Raw genomic sequence first — 21,947 nt, forward strand, 5'->3', positions numbered from 1 at the left:
AATAAAGGCAGCTAATATAAGTTGCCTTATTAGTAAGCATTGTAGCAAAAGTTAACTATTATCTGCTGCGGCACCAGTACTTTGACGAATAACAAGTGATGGTGTAAAAGTCGTTATGATATCTCTATCTTGTGACCTTGAACCTCGTGTTTTTGTGAAAAGTAACCTTGCTGCATGCTCTGAAATAACATTATTAGCTTGATGTGCAGTGGTTAATTTAGGCCATGTTTGGCGAGAGAAGGGAGAATCTTCGAACCCTGTGATTGAAAGTTGAGCAGGTATGTCTATATTCATTAATCGAGCGGCAAACAATGCACCTGCAGCAACCTCGTCATTCCCACCAAGAATCGCCGTAATATTATTTTGGTTGTTATCTTTGAGTAAACTTTGTGCGCCAAGTACACCCGATTCGAACGAGTAACTTCCTTCATAAATTAGTTGCTCATTATACGCAACATTGTGATCTTGTAGTGCTTGACGATAACCAGCCAAGCGCTCTGAGGTCGATTTATGTTCTTTGTCTCCTAATACAAAGCCTATTTTTTTATGGCCTAATGAAATAAGGTGCTCTGTTATTTCATGAGATGCGGCGAAATCATCCACAAAAATACAATTGCTACTATTCTCAGTTTCTTGTGCTCGACCTGATAAAAGCCGGACATATTGAATACCAATTTCGTCTAACATATCAATGATCGCTTGTTGCTCAGATAGTGGTGGTGTGAGTACTAAACCAGCTAATCGTGAACGTTTAATCATGGTCACGAATTCTTCTTGCATATTATCGTCAGAGTAGCTGCAAGGATGAATAACCAGTTCATATCCCTCTTCTTTACAGCGTGACAAAACCCCATTTTGCATATCAATTACATAGTAAGCATTGGGGTTGTCATAAACTAAACCAACCGCAAATGATGAAGTACCTGCGAGGTTTCTAGCTGCAATATTGGGCTGATAGTTCAACTCTTTAACCGCATTCATTACAATATCATACGTTTTCTTTCGAACTGACGGTTCTTTATTGATCACACGAGAGACGGTTTTCATTGAAACACCGGCTAACTTAGCGACATCATTTATGGTGACTTTCATTTTGTTGTTCTTTTATTTGAGAGAGCGCAACGAGCTCAAAATTCATTAAATGATAATATTTGTAGCTTAGTCTATCTAATCCAAACATAAAATAGCAGCATAAAGATCATAAATAAATTAATGATACCGGTGTCAAAACATCAAAATTGAGTTATTATCTCCGTAGTAAAATCAAAAAGTAGATGATTGACAGCGTTGTCATTTTAACTTAAGGTTAACTGAACAAGTGTTATTTTACTCGTTGAAATATTGTATTACTTCATTTTTCAATAAGTTATTCGTGTTTAGGGGAATAGTATGAGTTGCCGAAGCAACCTTAGTAGTTGGCAAGCGCTAGAGCAGTCTGCAGCAAATTTAAAACAACAAAAACTAAAAAGCCTGTTTGCTCAGGACGATCAGCGGTTTGATAAATTTTCGTGCCAAATCCCAGGGTTACTTTTTGACTATTCCAAGCAACTGATAGATGAAGATGCTTTTTCTCATTTAATTTCTTTAGTTGAAGAAGTAAATCTAGATGCTTGGCGTAAAAAAATGTTCTGTGGTGAGAAAATAAACTTTACTGAAGATAGAGCAGTTCTTCACACGGCATTGCGTAATCGTTCTGGTTCATCGGTCATGGTTGACGGTGAAGATGTTATGCCTGCGGTTCAAACAGAATTGGATAAAATTAAGCATTTTACTGAGAAAGTGCGCTCGGGTGAGTGGACTGGATATACCAGTAAAGCAGTAAAAGACATTGTCGCTATTGGTGTGGGAGGTTCTAACCTAGGTCCACAAATGGCAACTGAGGCGCTTAAAGCGCATACAGACGATAAGCTAAATGTGCACTACGTCTCGAATGTAGATGGTGTACAGTTAGCGGATGTACTAAATAAAGTTGACCCGGAAACAAGCTTGTTTGTGATTTCTTCAAAAACGTTCACAACATCAGAAACAATGACTAATGCAAATTCTGCGGTTAAATGGTTTTTAAATAGCGCAAAAAGCGAAGCTGCAATTGAAAAGCACTTTGTTGCTGTCAGTACGAACTTACAAAAAACCCGTGCATTCGGTATTGCTGATGAGAATGTATTTACTATGTGGGACTGGGTCGGTGGTCGGTTTTCTCTGTGGAGTGCCATTGGCTTACCGATATCGTTATATCTCGGCTTTGAGGTGTTTTCTGATATATTAGCTGGTGCCTATGAGATAGACGAGCATTTTAAAAATGCACCGACATCACAAAATATACCCATAATCATGGCACTTTTGAGTGTTTGGAATACCAGCTTTTTGGGGTATAAGGCACAAGCAATATTACCTTATGATCAGGCACTGCATATGTTACCGGCTTATTTACAACAGGGTGAGATGGAGAGCAATGGCAAGTCAGTTGCATTTGATGGACGAACGGTTGAATATACAACAGTACCATTAATTTGGGGAATGACAGGGATCAATGGCCAACACGCATTTTATCAATATCTGCACCAAGGCAATAATATTGTACCGGCAGATTTTATCGCTTCAGTAAAACCACAAAAAGTGGTTGATAAGCATCATGATATTTTGTTATCAAACTTTTTTGCTCAAACTGAAGCAATGATGGCAGGTGTAGATGAGCAACAAGTTCGCAAAGATTTGGCTGAGAAGGGCATCGCTCAAGAAAAAGTAGAGCAACTAATTGCACATAAAATTCATCAAGGAAATAGGCCGACAACCTCTATGATACTTGATACGGTTGATGCAAAGGCGGTTGGGCGATTGATTGCGTTATATGAACATAAAATATTCTGCCAAGGTATCCTGCTAGAAATTTGTTCATTTGATCAATGGGGTGTCGAGCTAGGAAAAGGGTTAGCGTCAGCCATTGAAGCTGAATTGACCCAAGATAATGTGCATCATGAACACGATAGCTCAACAAATGGTCTTATCGCTTACTATAAGCAACGTCGCTAACTATTGTAACAAATTGGTCTCAATATATGAGACAACTGAATCACGCAATGTGAAAAGATTACCTTTGAACGGGTAGCGCTGGAGTTCTTAGGGCCTGTATTTTTGTGAGAGGAATTACAGGGCCCCTAAGGCTCATTTATCGCAAAATATCCACCTCCAGCTTATTCCTGTTAGAGTACTTTGCAATCGAATTCAATGCTGTATAAAACGGCTGTTTTGGTAGACTGGGCGGTAGCTTAACTGTCAAATATTATAATGAAATATTGCGCGCCTTTTAACATGGTTTGTTTCGACGCGCCTAACCTGTAGAGAGTAAATTATGCTTAATCCTTTTGATATCGTAATTTTTGGTGGTGGGGGTGATTTAGCCTTACGTAAATTATTACCAGCGATGTATCGTGCATATCAAGAAGGGAACCTGCCCGAAGGCTCTCGTATTCTGCCGACTGTTCGAGAAGAAAGTAAACAACAAGAATACATCGAAACGGCACATCAAGCACTTCAATCGTTTTTGGGGGCTGATGAATTTAATGAGAAAGATTGGTTTGCGTTCTCTGAATTTTTAGTACCCGTTGTGGTTAATGTTACTGACATTGATGACAACTGGGATAAGCTAAAAACTACTTTAGATCAAGATGCAGCCGATAAATCTCGCGTTTTTTACTTATCGTTACCACCCGCTGTTTATGGTAAATGCTGTGAGATCTTATCACTGAAGTCTCTTATAACTGAAACGTCTCGTGTTGTTGTGGAAAAACCAATTGGTTACTGTGGCAAGTCTGCGGAAGAGATCAATGGTAAAATTGCGGAGTTTTTTACGGAAGAACAAATTTTCCGTATTGACCATTATCTGGGAAAAGAGACGGTACAGAACTTAATGGCGTTGCGTTTTTCAAATGCATTATTTGAAAACCTCTGGGATGCGAAGTCTATAGATAATATTCAAATTAGCATTTCTGAAACCGTTGGGTTAGAAGCTCGAGCTGGGTTTTATGATAAAGCCGGCGCTTTACGAGATATGGTGCAAAATCATCTTTTGCAGTTGTTGTGCCTTGTTGCGATGGAGTCGCCGCATAAGTTAAATGCAAATAGTATTCGTACCGAAAAGCTTAAGGTATTAGAAGCGTTGCGTCCTCTTGTTGGCACAGACGTTGATGATAACATCATCCGTGGCCAATACGTCCCCGGTGATTTACAAGGGAAGTTAGTTCCTGGGTATTTAGAGGAACTCGGTGAAGGGTCTAGTATTACCGAAACTTTTGTGGCTATTCGTGCTCATATTGATAACTGGCGTTGGTCAGGTGTGCCGTTTTATTTAAGAACGGGCAAGCGAATGCATAAACGTTGTGCGGAAATTGTTGTTGAATATAAGCCCGTTTCCCACAATGTGTACGATGACTCTGTCGGTCCGATTCAACCAAATCGCCTTGTGATCCGCCTACAACCTGAAGAAAGCATTCAACTGACTCTGATGTCTAAGCGGTTAGATAATTTGGATATGCAATTAGAGCCAGTTACATTAAACATTGAGCTGAGCGAACAATACAAAAATGGTTTCCATTCAGATGCATATAAACGTCTAATGTTGGATGCGGCAGCAAATAACCCTGCTCTATTTATTCATCGTCATGAAGTAAGGCAAGCGTGGCAATGGATTGACCCAATTGTAGCTCGCTGGCAAGAAAAAGGTGCCCCGGCACTTTATCGCGCAGGTTCATGGGGCCCTGAAGGTGCTGATGAGTTATTACAGGAGAATGGTCATGTGTGGTTTAACGCTGGAGAGAAAATATAATGGCAATAATTAACGAACGTTTATTTGACTCTAAGGCACAAATGACAGAAGCATTAGCCGCTTTGTTAGAACATGGTATTGATGGTGGTATTCAACGTGATGGCAATGCGTTGGTTATGGTTTCAGGAGGGTCTTCCCCAGCACCTGCTTATAAGCATTTATCTAACTTACCATTAGAGTGGCAAAAAATCTCAATTGCAATGGTAGACGAGCGTTGGGTTGATGCCAATCATGACAAGTCAAATGAAGCCTTCATTCATGAGACTTTACTACAAAATAAAGCTTCAGGAGCGGCGTTTATTACTATGAAAAACTCTGCTCACTCTGCGAGTATCGGGCAAGTAGAGTGCGAGCAAGCTTATCAGGCATTAAAGGTTCCAGATGTTACTATTTTAGGTATGGGCCCAGATGGTCACACGGCATCATTGTTCCCGAATTCACAAGGTTTGCCGCATGCTCTGCAAACGACAGAGATTGTTTGTGCAATCGACGCGATTGAAAGTGAGGTGACAGGCAGTATTACCGAGCGGATGAGTTTGACCTTATTCGGTATTGCGCGATCGCGAGAAGTTGTACTGTTAATTAGTGGTGACGAAAAGCGAGCGATGTATGAACAGGCAAAAGTGGAGGGTTCCGAACTTGAGATCCCTTTGCGTGCGGTATTAAATCATCCTGATATAAACCTCAGTGTTTTTTGGTGTCCGTAGTAACGATTTTATGTGAGTACACACGTTGTGTGCTCACATTTCGTTTGTTATGTACTTCGCGCCAATTTAAACGCGGTAAGGACGAGAAGCAATACAATCCCATATAGTTGTACTTACATACCTTTAATCATTAAATCAACACCTTACTTTTCGTTTGGTCTCCCGTTAATCCAAAAAAGCAAATTATCCGAATATTACTTATAGTTGCCTTGTTAGCGAAGATATCATTATGGTTGTTACTTTGAATCGTTTATTATTATATTTTGACGCTATTGATGAATGAACACTGAATATGAATTGGCTGGTATGTACCGTAATTAAAGGAGATAGGCTGAAAAAGTTATGAGTATTTTACAGTAAAGGACTAGACAGAAAGAGGATGAGAATCTATAATGACAGCGTTGTCATTGAGAATGGTTATCACCCTTGAACACTTCTGCCAAAGTATTCTCATCTCAATTGACAGTAAAAATCACAATAAATTAGCTCCTTCATATAACCCTTAGTTATAAAGGTCCCCAATTTGAGTAATTTATTACTGCATATTGGTTTTTTATGCTATATTCCCATCGATATTTTGTAACAAAAAACCATACGAAAATTACAGTTTCTATAAAAATCAAAGGCTTATCGCTATTTGTGACTGTTTTTTGTCTAATATGACAAAAAAGATGTAGCGAATTTGTAATTTACGGTGTATGTTTGTTATTAGATGACAGCGTTGTCATCATCACTGGGCAGAAGTGATTTAAAAAACCAACAATATGATTCAAGGGGAATCCTGTGTTAGCTAATAATTTTAAAAAAAGCTTACTAGCAGTTAATGTCGGTCTTGTACTTAGTGCAGGCGTATCAGGCATAGCTTATGCTGCTGATGAAAATAAAGTTCAAGAAGACGTTGAAGTAATTGAAGTTCGTGGTATTCGACGTTCTTTAAAAGAGTCTGTTAATACTAAACGTTTTGCGAACGGTGTCGTTGACGCTGTATCTGCTGAAGATATCGGTAAGTTCCCTGACAGTGATGTTGGCGAAGCGCTAGGGCGCATCCCAGGTGTGGCAGTAAACAGACAGTTTGGTCAAGGCCAACAAGTGTCTATTCGTGGTGCTTCGAACCAGTTAACATTAACAACTTTGAATGGCCAAGCAGTTGCATCAACGGGTTGGTACGATCAGCAAGCGATTGACAGAAGTTTTAACTACTCTCTTTTACCACCTCAAATGATTTCAGGTATCGAAGTATACAAATCTTCACAAGCTGACATTGTTGAAGGCGGTGTGGGTGGTACGGTCAATGTAGAGACGCGTAAACCGTTAGATTTAGACTCAGGCACTGCATTTTTATCAGTAGAAGCTGAGTACTCATCTGAGTCAGACGAAACAGATCCCGGTGTGTCAGGGCTTTATAGCTGGAAAAATGCGGACGAGAATTTTGGTATTTTAGCAGCTGTTGCATTTGAAGATACAACCTATGCACGTCGCGGTAATGAAGCGTCATACGGTTGGTCAGGTGCTGAGTCTGTAAACTACTTCGAACAAGCACGCGAAAGAACGGCTGTTGATTTGACTGCACAATATGCAATTGATGACACATCAGAGCTTGTATTACATTATATGACGTTAGAGCTCGATGCGAACAACCACAATAACAGCTTGTTCTTATTCTCTGATACTGAAAACTGTCAACAAACACTAGCAAGTGGTGTATGTACAGTTCGTTCAAATACACGTGATGACTCTGCAGGTAGAACATTCCTTCAAACGTTTGCTCGCTTTGCTTCAATGGAATCAGAAGTTATTGATTTAGCGTACAACTTTGAAGGCGATGGCTTTAAAGTAGAAACTCGCATTGGTAATACAACAGCTGAAGGTGGTACAGACCTTACTATTAACCATGCAACTTTTATTGGTACTGGTGCTGATGTTAATGGGTTAGTGTTAGATAACTCAGGCAAAGCTTCAACGGTTAACCTACCAAAAGGTGGCTGGAATATTTCTGAGTATGCAGATGACTGGGATGGTCGAGGCTTACAGTCTTGGGCATCACAACGTGCTCCTAACAAAGATGAAGAAACCTATTTCCAAGTTGATGCTACGTTTGAGTTAGATCACGAATATGTATCAAGTGTGAAAGCAGGTATTCGCTGGACTGACCACTCAGTAGAGAAAAAATCTTACCGTCCAACGCATAAAGATCACAACATTATAGACCCGACTCAATATTGGACAGGGTCAGACTCTGCAGGTACGCAAGATATTGGCATTCCTACGCCAGATATCAATGCGATGCGTCAAAATGCAACTGCGTCATTTGATCAGTGGTATGAAGACCGCTCAGGTTTCTCCACAGTCGATGAAGAAAACTTAGCAATTTATGTAATGGCAAACTACAGTGGTGAAAACTACCGTGGTAACTTTGGTGTACGTTATGTTTCTACCGATGCATCTTCAAGCTATTATGCACCAACCCCAGGCAGTGAAGATCCAAACGGAATTGCTCAGAATAATGGTCTTGGCACCAACATCATTAAAGACGAAGGTGATTACAGCGAGTTTTTACCAAGCTTCAACTTAGCTTACGACGTGAATGAAGATACGATTGCACGTTTCTCAATTGCACAAGTAATTTCTCGTCCAAACTATGATGATATGTTTGCGGCTACTGCTATCTCTGGTTACGGTGATACGCAACGTGGTAATGAAGAGTTAACTAAGGGTAACCCTAACCTTAAGCCATATAAAGCGACACAGTCTGATTTAGGTATTGAATATTATTACGGTGATGCAGACATGATTGCCGTGACTTTATTCTATAAAGACGTTAGTAACTTCACCACAACTGATACATTATTGAATCAAAATGTGGGTATTGTTGACCCTGTAACAGGTGAAGACAACTGGCAGGTTAATACGCGTGTTGACGGTACTGGTGGCGATATCTTTGGTGTTGAATTCCAATCACAACATGAGTTAGGTGGTGGGTTTGGTACTATGTTTAACCTAACGTATGCTGATGGCTCTGTAGAAGAATCAAACTTTGTTGATGCGATTGGTGAGTTTTCAGATAGCTCTAAGACGACGATCAACGCTGTTGGTTATTATGAAAATGATGACGTATCACTTCGTCTAGCTTATAACTGGCGTTCAGAGTACATGATCCGTGAAACAGGTTTCTACGGGAACCGTCGTCATGATGACTATGGCTCACTTGACCTAACAGCGAGTTATACTGTATCAGAAATGATCACTGTTCGCTTTGCTGGTACAAATTTAACGGGTGAAGATAGCGTACAGTTTGGTGATGCACAATCTCCAGCTGGTTCAAAAGCATCTTTACGTGATGGCTATGCAGCATGGTCATATTCTGCAGATACCCGTTACTCTGTAGCTGTTGACTTCCGTTTCTAGGTCGTAACTTAATAATAAAAACCCTGATCTTTGGTCAGGGTTTTTTTATAGCTGATGAAAAATAATGGTATTTTCTTTCAGTATCAGGGATTGATTTGAATATGATATGGTGAGTTCTTGGTCAGGGTTACTTGATGCAGCTAGCGTATTAGAGCGCTAATATTATAAACGGTAGTGTATTATTTGAAGTAGGTAGTGATAACGATGGCAGATAAACAAAACATTAAGCGCATTGTAATTGTTGGGGGCGGGACGGCCGGTTGGTTAGCGGCTTGTCACTTAGCAAAAAAGCTAGAGCCTTTTAAAGACAGTACAATTTCAATTACCCTGGTAGACTCACCAGATATACCGACCATTGGTGTAGGTGAAGGCACAGTGCCAGTAATGAAAGATACACTGCGCTATTTTGGAATTAGTGAAGCAGAGTTTGTGCAAAAATGCGATGTTTCTTTTAAGCAAAGTATTAAGTTTGTTGATTGGGAGGTTGCGCCTAATAAAGGTCAGTCGTCATTTTATCATCATATTTTTGACTTTCCTAAGCTTACACCTGTTGATGTTACACCTTATTGGTTGTTAGATAAGACGTTGGGCCAAACGCATTTTGCAGATCTTGTATCGGTGCAGTCTCATGCATGTGCGCTTGGAGTTGGTCCTAAGAGACCTAATGATAAAGAGTACACAGGGATTTTTAATTATGCCTACCATTTAGACGCGGGAAAGTTCACACAACTGTTGTCACAGCATGCGATAGAAAACCTGGGAGTGAAGAATGTTAAAGCAAATGTGGTGGATGTTCACACAAATAAGCAGAACTTTATTTCTCATCTCACTACGGATCTTCCTTCAACATTGACTGCTGATATATTTGTTGATTGTACCGGGTTTAAGGCGTTATTGATTGAACAGGCATTGGGAGGTGAGTTTTTAAGTAAAAAAGAGGTTTTATTGACAGACACCGCCTTTGCGATTCAAGTACCTTATGATCACCCAGAACAAACAATTCCTCCATTCACAATATCTACAGCACAAGAAAATGGCTGGATTTGGGATATTGGTTTACAAAGCCGCAGAGGGGTAGGGTATGTTTTTTCAAGTAAGCATCAATCTGATGATGATGCATTACAGACGTTGTCAGATTATCTAAAGCGGCCGCTGACGTATTCTGATGTACGTAAAATAAAGATGAAAGTTGGCTATCAAAAGCGTGCATGGGTCAATAATTGTGTCGCGATGGGGTTGTCTCAAGGGTTTGTCGAGCCATTAGAAGCCACTGGGTTACTGATGTTTGATGTGACTGCAAGGGTGTTCGCGAATATGTTACCAGCTCATACTGAGAATATGGCACTGAGTGCTAAGCGATTCAATCAAGACATTTGCCAAATGTGGGAATCAACCTGTGACTTTATTAAATTGCATTATTACCTCTCGAAGCGAGACGACTCAGAGTTTTGGAAAGATAATAGAAATAGTGCGTCATTATCAGATGAATTAAAAGAAAAGCTAGAGGTGTGGAAGTATAAAATACCATCACAATTCGACTTCAGATATACAATTGATTCATTTAGGTTAGACAACTTTTTATATGTACTTTATGGAATGAACTTTCCAACGAACTTATCTCATGAAGCAAGTAAATATACGGATGTAGATAAGCTAAACAAATTAAAATATGAAATAGATCAGGGCGTACTGTTTTGCAAAAAGCATTTGCAGCCACACCGCACTTTATTAGAGCATATTTGTCGCCATGGTATGGCGAAGGGTTAGATATCTTCTCCTAAGGTGGCAAATGTTGTAATGGTTAATCGCCCAGAGCGTAAATCGTTCGCTTTAGGAAGCTGCTGTGGGATACATGCAGAATGGAGTAAGTTACCAGGGTAAGCAACTATCTTTCCAAATTGTGCCGCTTCATAATGCTCGCGCACGAATAAAGGATGAGTGTGTGTGATATATTGTGGGGATTGTGCAGTGTGCGTGTCTATTTCTTTTTTAATGGAGTGAATATAGTCATCATGATTGTGTCTTGAGACTCTATTGATCCCCGTTGATTTATGACTATAAAACCCTGTACCACCAAATTGTGCGTCACACAGATAATGAACGAGAGCGATTTGATTATCCTTTGGTAAATCGAAATGTGGAATTGTTTGAAATGGTTGTAAACTACTCGGCTCTTGTGTAACCAATGCATAATTGCAACTGACGCGTTTTACATTATTTGCTGAATAGTTAAACGGTGTTGAAAGCGCGTCAATAACGTTTTTGATAAAGGCGAAATAGTCATTGTGCACTTTAGCCCATAACCCTGGGTAACTGTTGGTTGGTAACACCCAATCTGGGCGATAATTTGAGGCTGTTTTTAACCACTTTTTGCTGTCAGTTGAGGCATCTATTGTTTTGACCAAAGCATGATTCGTTGAGTTGTTTTGATATTGCAAAATATGCTCCTTTTAATCGTTCGGTTTATTAGCAGGTTGGTATCGTTCAAGTTTGTATAAATACCATGCAAAACAACTCTGTTATCACTTTAAATAAGCGGAATGAATGGTTGAATTTATGTCGCCCAGTATACGATATTTTTTCGAGTGGAGCAGTAAGAAACTTATAACTAAATTGCTTTAAGTGAAACCTAGTTTTATGTTTTTAATCGGGTTTGTGACGAGTATAGAAAGGTAAGTTGATTCATGCTCTTTTCGTTGTTATCGCTAATAATAAATAATTAACGATATTCCCTAAGTTAGGGCTTTCCTTTTCTTTTTAAAACCTTTAGCCTTATGCCAACAAAAAGTAATAAATATGAAAATTGAATGGAGTAATATTATGGCAGAGCAACAAGTGCAGCCTTTACACAACGAAAAACATGCCAACACGAAAGTACAAAATGGCATCAATGTTGATTTCTTAAAATCTCAGCACTTAATGCCAGTTGTTGCGCATGAGTTTGCGCGTGTAGCCACTGAATTTCCAATGGCCTTTGTTAAAAATACAGAATCAGGTCAATTTCAGCCAGTGGCTATGTTTGGCTTGGAGCCGGGCGAAAATTTGTTTGTTGAAAATGGCAAGTGGACATCTGGTTTCGCTCCGTTAGCTGCAACTCGTTACCCATTTGGGCTTGTTAAGCACCCAGAAGAAGATCAATACGGTATTGTGATTGATGAAGCGAGTTCACTGGTTGGTGAAGAGCAAGGTAACGCGTTGTTTAAAGACGGCGAGGAAACGGATTATTTAAAAGCACGTAAAGAAGCATTGGTTAACTTCATTGAGTTTTCACGTGTTACAGAAGCGTTTACACAGTACCTTGCTGATAAAGAGCTTCTTGTACAGCAAACGCTGACAGTAGACATTAAAGGTGAGAAGAAAGATATTAATGGTATCTATTTAGTTGATGAGCGTAAGCTTAATGAACTAAGTGATGAAGAGCACCTTGAGCTACGCAAGCGTGGTTATTTAGCCCCAATTTTCGCTTTTTTAACGTCAACACACCAGGTTGCACGTTTAGCGCGTTTAAAAGCACAGCAACAAGCTGATTAAAAATTCGATTGAATTTAAAAAGCACCGTAAGGTGCTTTTTTTATGCCTTAAGAAAATTGGTCGTGTATAGCTTGCATTAAGATCCGATAAGACGCATGGTCGATATTTTAGCAATGAGTTTTATAATATGAATAAGAAGCCACTCAGTTTTTGTGCTTTATTTGCATCGCTTATGTTTATTGGGAAATTCGCTAGTGCAGCTGAGATGCCTATTGCAATCGCGATACATGGCGGCGCTGGTACCATAGAAAAGAGCAAATTTACACCCGAAAAAGAACAAGCATATAGAGCGAAGCTGCAAGAGGCAGTGGAAGCTGGATACGCTGTACTGGATAAGGGGGGAAGCAGTTTGGATGCCATTACCCAGGCAGTGACTATTCTTGAAAATTCACCGTATTTTAATGCAGGTAAAGGTGCTGTATATACTCATGATGAAGAGCATGAGCTTGATGCTTCAATTATGTTTGGTAAAACACGAGAAGCTGGCGCGGTTGCTGGTGTTAAGCATATCGAAAACCCAATTCATCTTGCTCGGTTAGTAATGGAAGAATCTGTGCATGTCATGCTTAGTGGCCAAGGGGCTGAAGTGTTTGCTCAACAGCAGGGCGTTCAGTTAGTGGATAATAAGGTTTTTGATACACCGCATAGATATAAAGCGCTAGAGCGTGCTAAAGATAAAATGGAAAAAGCAAAACAACAGAATAAAGAGTATCAAGCTGCACACCAATCGTTAGACGTTGAATATAAAGTAGGGACAGTAGGAGCTGTGGCATTGGATAAAAGTGGTAATATTGCAGCAGCTACATCCACCGGTGGTATGACCAACAAGCGCTATGGCCGAATTGGCGACTCGCCAGTTATTGGTGCTGGGACATTTGCAGATAATGCGTCTTGTGCAGTATCTGCAACAGGTCATGGAGAGTACTTTATTCGTTATAATGTGGCTGCTGATATTTGCGCGCGAGTACAATATCAAGGAAAAACTATAGCTGAAGCCGGTAAAACTGTCATTCATGACGTGTTGCTGCCAGTGGGGGGGACCGGTGGGGTGATAATTGTTGATACCCAAGGCAACATAAGTATGCCATTTAATACCAGAGGAATGTATCGAGCTAGTAAAACGAATACCCAGCCAACAAAGGTCGGTATTTTTAAACACGACTAAAAATTACAGGCAAATTGCTTGACGCCAGCTATAGTTATGAATGCTGGCGTTTTTTAATGGAGCCGATACCATGCAATCAATTCAAGTAGCAGACTATTTAAATCATCGCCCTGTCACTTTTTCTGCCGATATGCGCATAGAAGCGGCAGTTGAGAAATTATTACAAAGTGGCCAGTCAGGTGGCCCTGTTATTGATAGTAACAAACACGTCCTAGGGTTCTTGTCTGAACAAGACTGTCTTAAGAAAATGCTAGAGGCGACTTACCAAAATGAGTCCCATAGCGTTGTTAGTGATGTTATGAATAGTGATCCTATCTGCGTAGCCCCAACTGACAGTATCGTACAGATGGCAGATCGTATGACAGTAAATGCCCCTAAGCTTTATCCAGTCTGTGATGAGGATGGGCGGTTAAAGGGAGTAATTAGTCGAGCGAATGTACTTTTGGCGCTTGATAAGCACTTACATGATACATATGAGTCGGGGAATCGATACGTGTAACCATCATTTTATATAATAACTGGGCATAATTATGGGCTCAGTTAGATGTTTTTGATACACTACTTCGCGATTTGTATTATATAAAGGTATCGCGAAGTGAGTGTTGGACCGCTGTTTTCTGAACTAAAATCTTGCCTAAAGAAAGATCAATTCATTTTAAAAAAACGCCTTCACGGCACAAAAAAAATTACAGATGAAATGAAGCAAACTAAAGCAGTTCAATCTATTGCCCAAGCGATTGCACGTAGCCAAGCATTGAAACTAGCTCGTATAGAGCAATTACCAGAGGTGACTTATCCAGAGCAGCTTCCGGTAAGTCAGAAAAAAGATGAAATTAAGGCCGCGATAGCTGCACATCAAGTTGTTATTGTTGCGGGTGAAACAGGTTCAGGAAAAACCACTCAGCTACCAAAGATATGTTTGGAGCTTGGACGCGGTATTGATGGCTACATTGGACATACACAGCCTAGACGCCTTGCAGCACGCACTGTTGCAAATCGTATTGCCGAAGAAGTCGGCTGTGAATTGGGCAATGAAGTTGGCTTTAAAATTCGTTTTAGCGATCAAGTATCAGATAACACCTATGTTAAATTGATGACTGACGGTATTTTATTGGCAGAAATACAACAAGATCGTTTTTTAAATCAATATGATACAATTATTATTGATGAGGCCCATGAACGTAGTCTAAATATTGACTTTATATTAGGTTACTTGAAGAACTTGTTGCTTAAACGGCCAGATTTAAAAGTTATAATTACCTCTGCAACTATAGACCCTCAGCGCTTCTCTAAGCACTTTAATGATGCCCCAATCATTGAAGTATCAGGAAGAACTTATCCAGTAGAAGTACGCTATAGACCAGCGGCTGAAACTGCAAATAATGATATCGAAGCACAAAATGATCAATTACAGGGTATTTTTGATGCGGTAGATGAGCTGTGTGATGAAGGTCCTGGTGATATTCTAATCTTTATGAATGGTGAACGTGAAATTCGTGATACCGCTGATGCATTGGCAAAGCGTAATTTACGAGGGGTAGAAGTACTCCCTTTATATGCACGATTATCTAACGCAGAGCAGAACCGAATTTTTGCCGCTCATAGCCAACGACGTATAGTACTATCGACGAACGTGGCTGAAACGTCTTTAACAGTGCCGGGTATTCGCTATGTTATTGACCCAGGGACAGCACGGATCAGTCGTTATAGCTATAGAACCAAGGTACAGCGTTTACCAATTGAGGCTGTATCACAAGCCAGTGCGAATCAGCGTAAAGGTCGCTGTGGACGAGTTGCTTCAGGAGTATGTATTCGTCTGTATTCTGAGGATGATTTTTTATCTCGTCCTGAATTTACGGATCCAGAAATATTAAGAACTAATTTGGCCTCGGTTATTTTACAAATGCTCGGACTCGGACTCGGTGATATCAGTGAGTTTCCTTTTGTTCAGGTACCAGATAATCGTAATATCAATGATGGTGTATCGTTACTGGAAGAACTTGAAGCAGTTTACCCAAGCAAACGTCATCAAGCGACCAAGTTGACACAATCTGGACGGTTATTGAGCCGATTACCTATTGATCCGCGTTTAGCTAAAATGGTATTGAGTGCGGATAAGTTAGGGGCATTACGAGAAGTCATTGTTATTGTTGCTGCTTTATCGATTCAAGACCCTCGGGAACGTCCTTCAGAACGTCGAGGAGCGGCAGATGAGAAACATGCACGCTTTGAGCACCCAGATTCGGATTTCATTGCATTTTTAAACCTTTGGTATTATTTAGAGCAACAGCAAGCAGAGCTTTCCAGAGGCCAATTTCGAAAATTATGCCAGAAAGACTTTTTGGCATATATGCGTATTCGTGAATGGCAAGATATTGTTTATCAGTTAACCTCAGTTGTTGAAGAAATGGGTTTGAAGTTAACAGACAACGAAGCTGAATTGGATAATGTCCATCAGGCACTTTTGAGTGGGATGCTCAGCCATATTGGTTGTAAAGATGAAAAGCAGCATTATAAAGGGGCTAGGAATAGCCAGTTTCACGTGTTTCCAGGTTCAACTTTATTTAAGAAAAGCCCGAAATGGTTGATGTCGGCTGAATTGGTTGAAACCAGTAAGCTTTACGCACGCGTTAATGCAAAAATAGATATTGCTTGGGTGCCTTCGATGGCTCAGCACTTGGTTAAGCGCAGTTATAGTGAGCCACATTGGGAAAAGAAACCTGGGTGTGTGATCGCGTATGAACAACAAACACTTTATGGGCTGATCATTGTTGGCAGGAAGCGCAGTGTGTATAGTCAAATTGACCCTAAGTTATGCCGTGAATTATTCTTAAAAGAAGCTTTAATAGGTCAACAGCTGGGTCAGAATGAAGGGTTCTTGCAATACAACCAAGATTTGATTGATGATATTCAGGTCTTAGAGCAAAAGGCACGACGTCGCGATATTTTAGTTGATGAGCAACAGTTATTTGAGTTTTATGACCAAAAAATCCCTCAAGAAGTAAATACTCGTGCAGCGTTTTCACATTGGTGGAAAGATAAAAAGCACCAAGATAAACGCTATTTACATATGAATAAAGCACAGTTGATGCGCCACGGTGCAGAGCAGGTTACGGAGTTTGACTATCCTGACACTTGGCAGCAAGGTAATATTATTTTGCCGTTGAGTTACCACTTCGAGCCTGGGAAAGCCGTGGATGGTGTCACCGTTAATATTCCATTGGCACTGCTTAATCAAGTCTCAGAGAGTGGTTTTGATTGGCATATTCCCGCTCTTAGGCATGAGCTGATCTGTGGTTTAATTAAAAGTTTACCAAAGGCGATTAGGCGTAACTTTGTACCTGCACCTAATTATGCAGACGCGGTTTTGGCTACGGTTGAACCTTTACAAGGTAATTTGATCGATGCATTGAGTACTAGGCTGTTACGTATGACAGGTGTCAAGGTGGACGCTGATGCGTGGGATTTAACCCTTCTAGATGCACATCTTAAAATGCAATTTCAGGTACTTGGTGATAAAGATGTTGTGCTTGCTCATGGGTTTGACTTGCATGCAATCAAAACACAGTTGCAGGGAAAAGTTGCAGATACACTGTCTCAAGTCGCTGAAAAAGGCATAGAGCAGCAACAGATCATAGAGTGGCAATTTGGAGATTTACCCAGTGAATATACAAAAAAGCAGGGTAGTTATGAGATAAAAGCGTTTCCAGCGCTTGTGGATAAAAAAAACAGTGCAGCAATTGAGTTGTTTGATAGTCAAATAAAAGCACTGTCAGCACACCAACAAGGTTTACGTCGTTTAGTCTTGTTAAATGTACCATCACCAATAAAATATTTGCAACAGAAGCTCCCAAACAAAGCCAAACTTGGTTTGTATTTTAATCCATTCGGTAAAGTACAAGACCTGATTGATGATTGCATCGCGGCTGGGGTAGATAAACTGTTGCTTAAGTATGGAGATATTCGTAATGAGCAGGCGTTTGAGCATGCAAAAGAGGCAATTCGTGGTGAACTAGGTGATTGTGTTGTTCATATTGCGACTCAAGTTGAGCAAGTATTAAGTGTTGCGCATGCAATTAATAAGCGCATGAAAGGGTCTATTGATTTAACGATGATAACGGCTCATGGAGACGTTAAGTCGCAATTGCAAAGATTAGTATTTAAAGGCTTTGTAAGCAGTCATGGCAGTGAGAAACTCGATGATTTGTTACGTTATATGAAAGCAATAGAAAAACGATTGGAAAAGCTACCTGTAGATCCAAATCGCGATAGATTGTGTGTATTGGAGTTAGAAAAAGTAGCGCAAGTATATAATAAGGCGCAGTCAAGGATACCTAAAGGGCTACCGATTCCCGAGGAATTAATACATATTTTTTGGATGCAAGAGGAACTAAGGGTGTCATTGTTTGCTCAAACATTAGGAACACCTTATCCAATTTCAGCCAAAAGGATTATGAATGCACTCAAAGAGTGTGAATAATTTAACTTGAAGCTTGCTTTTTGGGTCAAGCCCATTATTTTAATAAGAGGAATCAATTTTTGGATCTTGAAAAGGAAGTGACACTAACCATGTCCGCAGAGCAAACAAGGAATACCACGCCTCATGTATTGGTTGTGGATGATGAATATTTTAACTATGAAATGCTGAGTATGGCATTGTCTGAGGTGTTTACATTGAGTTATGCAGATTCAGGTAAAAGCTGTTTGTCTAATGCGATAGCGCAACGGCCAGATGCGATTTTACTTGATGTGTGTATGCCTGGACTGGATGGTTATGATACATGCCGACTGTTAAAAAATACACCGGAAACCAAAGATATACCAGTTGTTATGCTATCAGGGCTTGAAACTGAGCAAGAACAACAGGCTGGCTTTGAAGCAGGGTGTGACGCATATGTGGTTAAACCCTTTTCAATGCAATCCTTATTAGAAAAACTAAAATTAATGGTCTAGGAGTTGGGTATGTTGCACGAAGACAAACGTCGTTTTATGCGAATGATGGTCAACGCGAAAGCACAAATTAAATTGTTAGAATCTGGGCTGACTTTAGAGGGAATATGTAACGACTTGAGTGCAACGGGGTTATCTATTGAAATCGAAGAACCGATAGAAATGGATACGTTGGTGGAAGTATACATAGATTCAAATAGCAGCTCTACGCCTCCTTTGAACGCGCATGCTAAAGTGGTACGATGTACACAAGAACAAGAACCTGGTTATTTACTTGGGCTTGAGATCACCCAGTTTAATTAAATGTATTAGGCTAAAATTAAAGGGGGCAATAGCCCCTTTTTAGATATTGCATGGATACGTTAATACACTTTACAAACTAAACCTTTGAGGTAAAACCCTTCTGGGTAATTACCTGAAATAGGGTGATCTGCTGCTTGGTTTAATCGTTCAACAATCAGCAAGTCTTTCCCTGCGTCAAGTGCAGCATCTGCAACCACCTTTTGAAACAAGTTTTGTTCCATTAAGCCTGAGCAAGAGAAAGTCAGTAATGTGCCACCTGGCTTTAATATTTGCATTGCTATCATGTTGATATCTTTATAGCCGCGACATGCTCCGTTGAGTTGTGCTTTACTTTCTGCAAACTTTGGTGGATCCATCACAATGGTATCAAACTGTCGGCCCTCATCACGGTATTGGCGTAACAGTTTAAAGACATCTTGTTTGACAAATTCGGCTCGCGATATGTCGAGTTCATTGTGCTCAACATTACGTTTGGCGATATCGAGAGCGGCTTGTGATACGTCAACATTTATCACATTTTCACAACCGCCTCTTAGTGCGTATAAACCAAAAGTTCCTGTGTAACAAAAGCAATTTAAGACGCTTTTACCTTTTGAAAAACGTTCTAATGCAGCTCGACTGTCTCGCTGATCAAGATAAAAGCCAGTTTTGTGGCCGTTAATGATATCGACTTCTAATTTTAAGCCATTTTCTTCAATGAGTATTGGTTGAGTTGGCGCATCACCCCACAGTGCGCCTGTAGTTTTATCTAAGCCTTCTTTGGTACGAACCTCCACATCAGAGCGTTCATATATCTTGCACTCAGGAAAGACATGACGAAGCGCCATGAGTAAGTCGCCTTTGTGGCGTTCAGCACCGGCACTGAGTAGCTGACAGACTAAATAGTCGTCAAACTTATCAATAGTAATACCGGGAAGACCATCAGATTCTGCAGCACTAAGTCTAAATCCCGTTAAGCCTCCTTCATTAATCACATGTTGACGAGCATTAAGTGCACGCTCAAGCTTCTTAATGAAAAACTGGGTGTCAATTTGTTCATGTTCATCAAAAGTCCACACGCGGGCTCTGATCTGTGACTCAGGGCTATATGCTGCTGTAGCAAGGAACTTTCCGTCATGACTATATACCGTTACAGTGTCACCCAGCGCAGGCTTGCCTTTTATTTTTTTTATTGCCTTGGAAAATATCCAAGGGTGTTTACGTTTAAGTGACTTTTCTCTACCGGGTTGCAAATAGACCACACTAGACATACAAATTCCTAACTAAATTGAGTACTTGCCATTTTAGTTAAGCCCGTGTCAACATACAATGAAAACACCGTGATTAATGGGTTTTAGGTCAGTTTCATTCATTTTTTAAGAGATTTTTATGCAAAATATAGAAGCGGCATGTCGCGAATTTATGCTAGGGGGTACTTTTGCTGATACTGCGCACGATATAACGCATATTGAACGCGTGGTTAAAGTCGCAAAGCAACTTACCGAAGTAGAAAATGCAGATCTGAGTATTGTGCTTCCTGCAGCGTGGTTACACGATTGCGTAGCTGTGGCAAAAAATCACCCTGATAGAGCAAAAGCATCACACATGGCAGCCGATAAAGCGGTCATTTTTCTGCAATCACTAGGATATGATGATACTAAATTAGCTGCGATACATCATGCGATTGTGGCACATAGCTTTAGTGCGAACGTAACTCCAATGACATTAGAAGCAAAAATTGTTCAAGATGCAGACCGGATGGATGCATTAGGCGCAATTGGTGTGAGTCGCTGTATGAAGGTCGGGGGAGCGATTGCACGACATTTATATCATCCAGAAGATCCAATGTGTGAATATCGAGAGGCTGATGATAAGAAGTACACATTAGATCATTTCTTTATTAAGCTATTGCATATCGCGGCGCAAATGCACACCGATGCAGCAAAGAGTGAAGCAGCCAAACGCACCGCTTTCATGGAGGACTTTTTGATGAAATTAAAAGAGGAAATCAGTTAAACATATATGTTATCGGGTCATACGTTTAACGAAAACTACCACGAACAGGGCCAGAGAGAAACTGCCAGTAAAAGCCTCAATACTGGCAATAAGTCGAGATATACCAACCGGGGTAATATCTCCGTAACCGAGCGTTGTAAATGTGACAACACTGAAGTAGAAGCTATTGAGTAATGCACTGAGGTTTTCTACGAATGTATTGCTACTGCTCAATTGTATGATCTGGTCTTGGTAGCTAATGCCTGTAATAAAGTATAAAACGGCGCAAACGGCGATCATAATTAAGCTAAAACGAATTACATTTTCAGGCTTTTCACCATATCCACAGAGTAAATTTATGGCGCTAGATATCCAGCGTTTCTTGGAGTTTTTAGGGTATTGTTGATGCCGCATACGCAGTTCGTTATACGTATACTTACCCGCCATTTCAAATAATCCTTGTTGCTCTGCAGCTTTTCTTAGCAACCGATAAATTTCCTCGGATTGTTGGAACAAATCAATGGCGTCATCAGGCGCTTTTTCTTTGATTGCTTGATGTGCCCGTACTTCCTGCATAAGTTTGTCACCTAGTTGTAGGTTATCAATACGGGTATTATCTAATTTAACACCTAACAAATTTGTATTTTCCAGTTTACAGCAATGTAGATTGGCTTCACGTAAATCTGATTTCATTAAAGAAGCATGCTCAATCGTATTGTTAAATAAATGCGCACCGCGTAAATTAGCTCGGTAGAAATTACCATAAGAAAGGTCATATCCATTGTGATCACCAAACTTTACTAAATTAAGCCCTTCGAGATTTGCACGCTTTAGTTCCAATCCTTGTAGTAGACCACCGCGTTTTGCGTACCGTTCAAGCTTTTGAGTGAGCTCTAGTCCACTTTTGTCGAATTTTGCATCATGCCAAAAACAGAACCCTGAACCCATATCAATTTCCTGACATATTTGTCCATCAGGTGATTGATATTGGCAACACGGTTTTGAATTCATAGCTAACTGATCTTTTTCATCATTTACTTATAGGTTAGCAGTTAATTTGCAAGGTAGAATGGAGAAAAGTAAATAATTT

16 protein-coding genes are annotated in these 21,947 nt (G+C 40.2%); 12 read left to right on the top strand and 4 right to left on the bottom strand.

From position 1 onward, the window contains the following. Positions 1 to 51 precede the first annotated feature (51 nt). Positions 52 to 1,092, bottom strand: a complete 1,041-nt coding sequence (locus PAUR_RS06110) for a LacI family DNA-binding transcriptional regulator (protein WP_192506918.1) — start codon at positions 1,090 to 1,092, stop codon at positions 52 to 54. A 297-nt stretch (positions 1,093 to 1,389) separates the two neighbouring features. On the opposite strand from PAUR_RS06110, the gene pgi reads away from it, so the two are divergent. The 5 genes from pgi (at position 1,390) to PAUR_RS06135 (ending at position 10,701) form a co-directional block, all read left to right on the top strand. Next, positions 1,390 to 3,030: a glucose-6-phosphate isomerase gene (gene pgi / locus PAUR_RS06115; RefSeq protein ID WP_192506919.1), complete on the top strand. Its 1,641-nt coding sequence runs from the start codon at positions 1,390 to 1,392 to the stop codon at positions 3,028 to 3,030. A 319-nt stretch (positions 3,031 to 3,349) separates the two neighbouring features. Then, positions 3,350 to 4,822 (top strand): glucose-6-phosphate dehydrogenase, encoded by a 1,473-nt coding sequence (gene zwf, locus PAUR_RS06120; protein WP_192506920.1) that lies wholly within the window; start codon positions 3,350 to 3,352, stop codon positions 4,820 to 4,822. Then, positions 4,822 to 5,529 carry a 6-phosphogluconolactonase gene (gene pgl, locus PAUR_RS06125; RefSeq protein WP_192506921.1) on the top strand — a complete coding sequence of 236 codons (708 nt, stop codon included), beginning with the start codon at positions 4,822 to 4,824 and terminating at the stop codon, positions 5,527 to 5,529. The genes zwf and pgl overlap by 1 nt, the downstream gene beginning before the upstream one ends. 783 nt (positions 5,530 to 6,312) lie before the next feature. Next, positions 6,313 to 8,934, top strand: coding sequence for a TonB-dependent receptor (locus PAUR_RS06130; RefSeq protein ID WP_192506922.1), 2,622 nt, complete (start codon positions 6,313 to 6,315; stop codon positions 8,932 to 8,934). A 204-nt stretch (positions 8,935 to 9,138) separates the two neighbouring features. Continuing rightward, entirely contained in the window at positions 9,139 to 10,701 is a 1,563-nt protein-coding gene (locus PAUR_RS06135; RefSeq protein ID WP_192506923.1) for a tryptophan halogenase family protein, read from the top strand. Here the strand turns inward: PAUR_RS06135 and PAUR_RS06140 are convergent. Continuing rightward, positions 10,698 to 11,372 carry a DUF6445 family protein gene (locus tag PAUR_RS06140; RefSeq protein ID WP_192506924.1) on the bottom strand — a complete coding sequence of 225 codons (675 nt, stop codon included), beginning with the start codon at positions 11,370 to 11,372 and terminating at the stop codon, positions 10,698 to 10,700. The genes PAUR_RS06135 and PAUR_RS06140 overlap by 4 nt on opposite strands. Positions 11,373 to 11,754: 382 nt before the next feature. Here PAUR_RS06140 and PAUR_RS06145 point away from each other — a divergent pair, with 382 nt between their 5' ends. From PAUR_RS06145 to PAUR_RS06170, 6 genes are all read left to right on the top strand, one after another. After that, positions 11,755 to 12,465: a SapC family protein gene (locus PAUR_RS06145; RefSeq protein ID WP_192508512.1), complete on the top strand. Its 711-nt coding sequence runs from the start codon at positions 11,755 to 11,757 to the stop codon at positions 12,463 to 12,465. Positions 12,466 to 12,592: 127 nt separating this feature from the next. Beyond that, positions 12,593 to 13,630: an isoaspartyl peptidase/L-asparaginase family protein gene (locus PAUR_RS06150; RefSeq protein WP_192506925.1), complete on the top strand. Its 1,038-nt coding sequence runs from the start codon at positions 12,593 to 12,595 to the stop codon at positions 13,628 to 13,630. Between the two features lie 70 nt (positions 13,631 to 13,700). After that, the gene (locus PAUR_RS06155; RefSeq protein WP_192506926.1) at positions 13,701 to 14,129 is read left to right on the top strand and encodes a CBS domain-containing protein; all 429 of its coding nucleotides are present in this window, start codon (positions 13,701 to 13,703) and stop codon (positions 14,127 to 14,129) included. A 96-nt stretch (positions 14,130 to 14,225) separates the two neighbouring features. Beyond that, positions 14,226 to 18,110 carry an ATP-dependent RNA helicase HrpA gene (gene hrpA, locus PAUR_RS06160; RefSeq protein WP_192506927.1) on the top strand — a complete coding sequence of 1,295 codons (3,885 nt, stop codon included), beginning with the start codon at positions 14,226 to 14,228 and terminating at the stop codon, positions 18,108 to 18,110. Between the two features lie 89 nt (positions 18,111 to 18,199). Beyond that, entirely contained in the window at positions 18,200 to 18,583 is a 384-nt protein-coding gene (locus tag PAUR_RS06165) for a response regulator (RefSeq protein ID WP_192508513.1), read from the top strand. A 9-nt stretch (positions 18,584 to 18,592) separates the two neighbouring features. Next, entirely contained in the window at positions 18,593 to 18,883 is a 291-nt protein-coding gene (locus PAUR_RS06170; protein WP_192506928.1) for a PilZ domain-containing protein, read from the top strand. Between the two features lie 59 nt (positions 18,884 to 18,942). Here PAUR_RS06170 and PAUR_RS06175 read toward each other — a convergent pair whose 3' ends face one another. Continuing rightward, positions 18,943 to 20,133 carry a class I SAM-dependent methyltransferase gene (locus PAUR_RS06175; protein ID WP_192506929.1) on the bottom strand — a complete coding sequence of 397 codons (1,191 nt, stop codon included), beginning with the start codon at positions 20,131 to 20,133 and terminating at the stop codon, positions 18,943 to 18,945. A gap of 118 nt (positions 20,134 to 20,251) precedes the next feature. On the opposite strand from PAUR_RS06175, the gene PAUR_RS06180 reads away from it, so the two are divergent. Further along, positions 20,252 to 20,878, top strand: coding sequence for an HD domain-containing protein (locus PAUR_RS06180; RefSeq protein WP_192506930.1), 627 nt, complete (start codon positions 20,252 to 20,254; stop codon positions 20,876 to 20,878). A gap of 9 nt (positions 20,879 to 20,887) precedes the next feature. On the opposite strand, the gene PAUR_RS06185 is transcribed toward PAUR_RS06180, so the two are convergent. Then, positions 20,888 to 21,868, bottom strand: a complete 981-nt coding sequence (locus tag PAUR_RS06185) for an ion channel (RefSeq protein WP_192506931.1) — start codon at positions 21,866 to 21,868, stop codon at positions 20,888 to 20,890. Positions 21,869 to 21,947: the final 79 nt, after the last annotated feature.

Origin of the sequence: Pseudoalteromonas aurantia 208 (genome assembly GCF_014858725.1) — a bacterium.
Classification (GTDB): Bacteria; Pseudomonadota; Gammaproteobacteria; order Enterobacterales; family Alteromonadaceae; genus Pseudoalteromonas; species Pseudoalteromonas aurantia.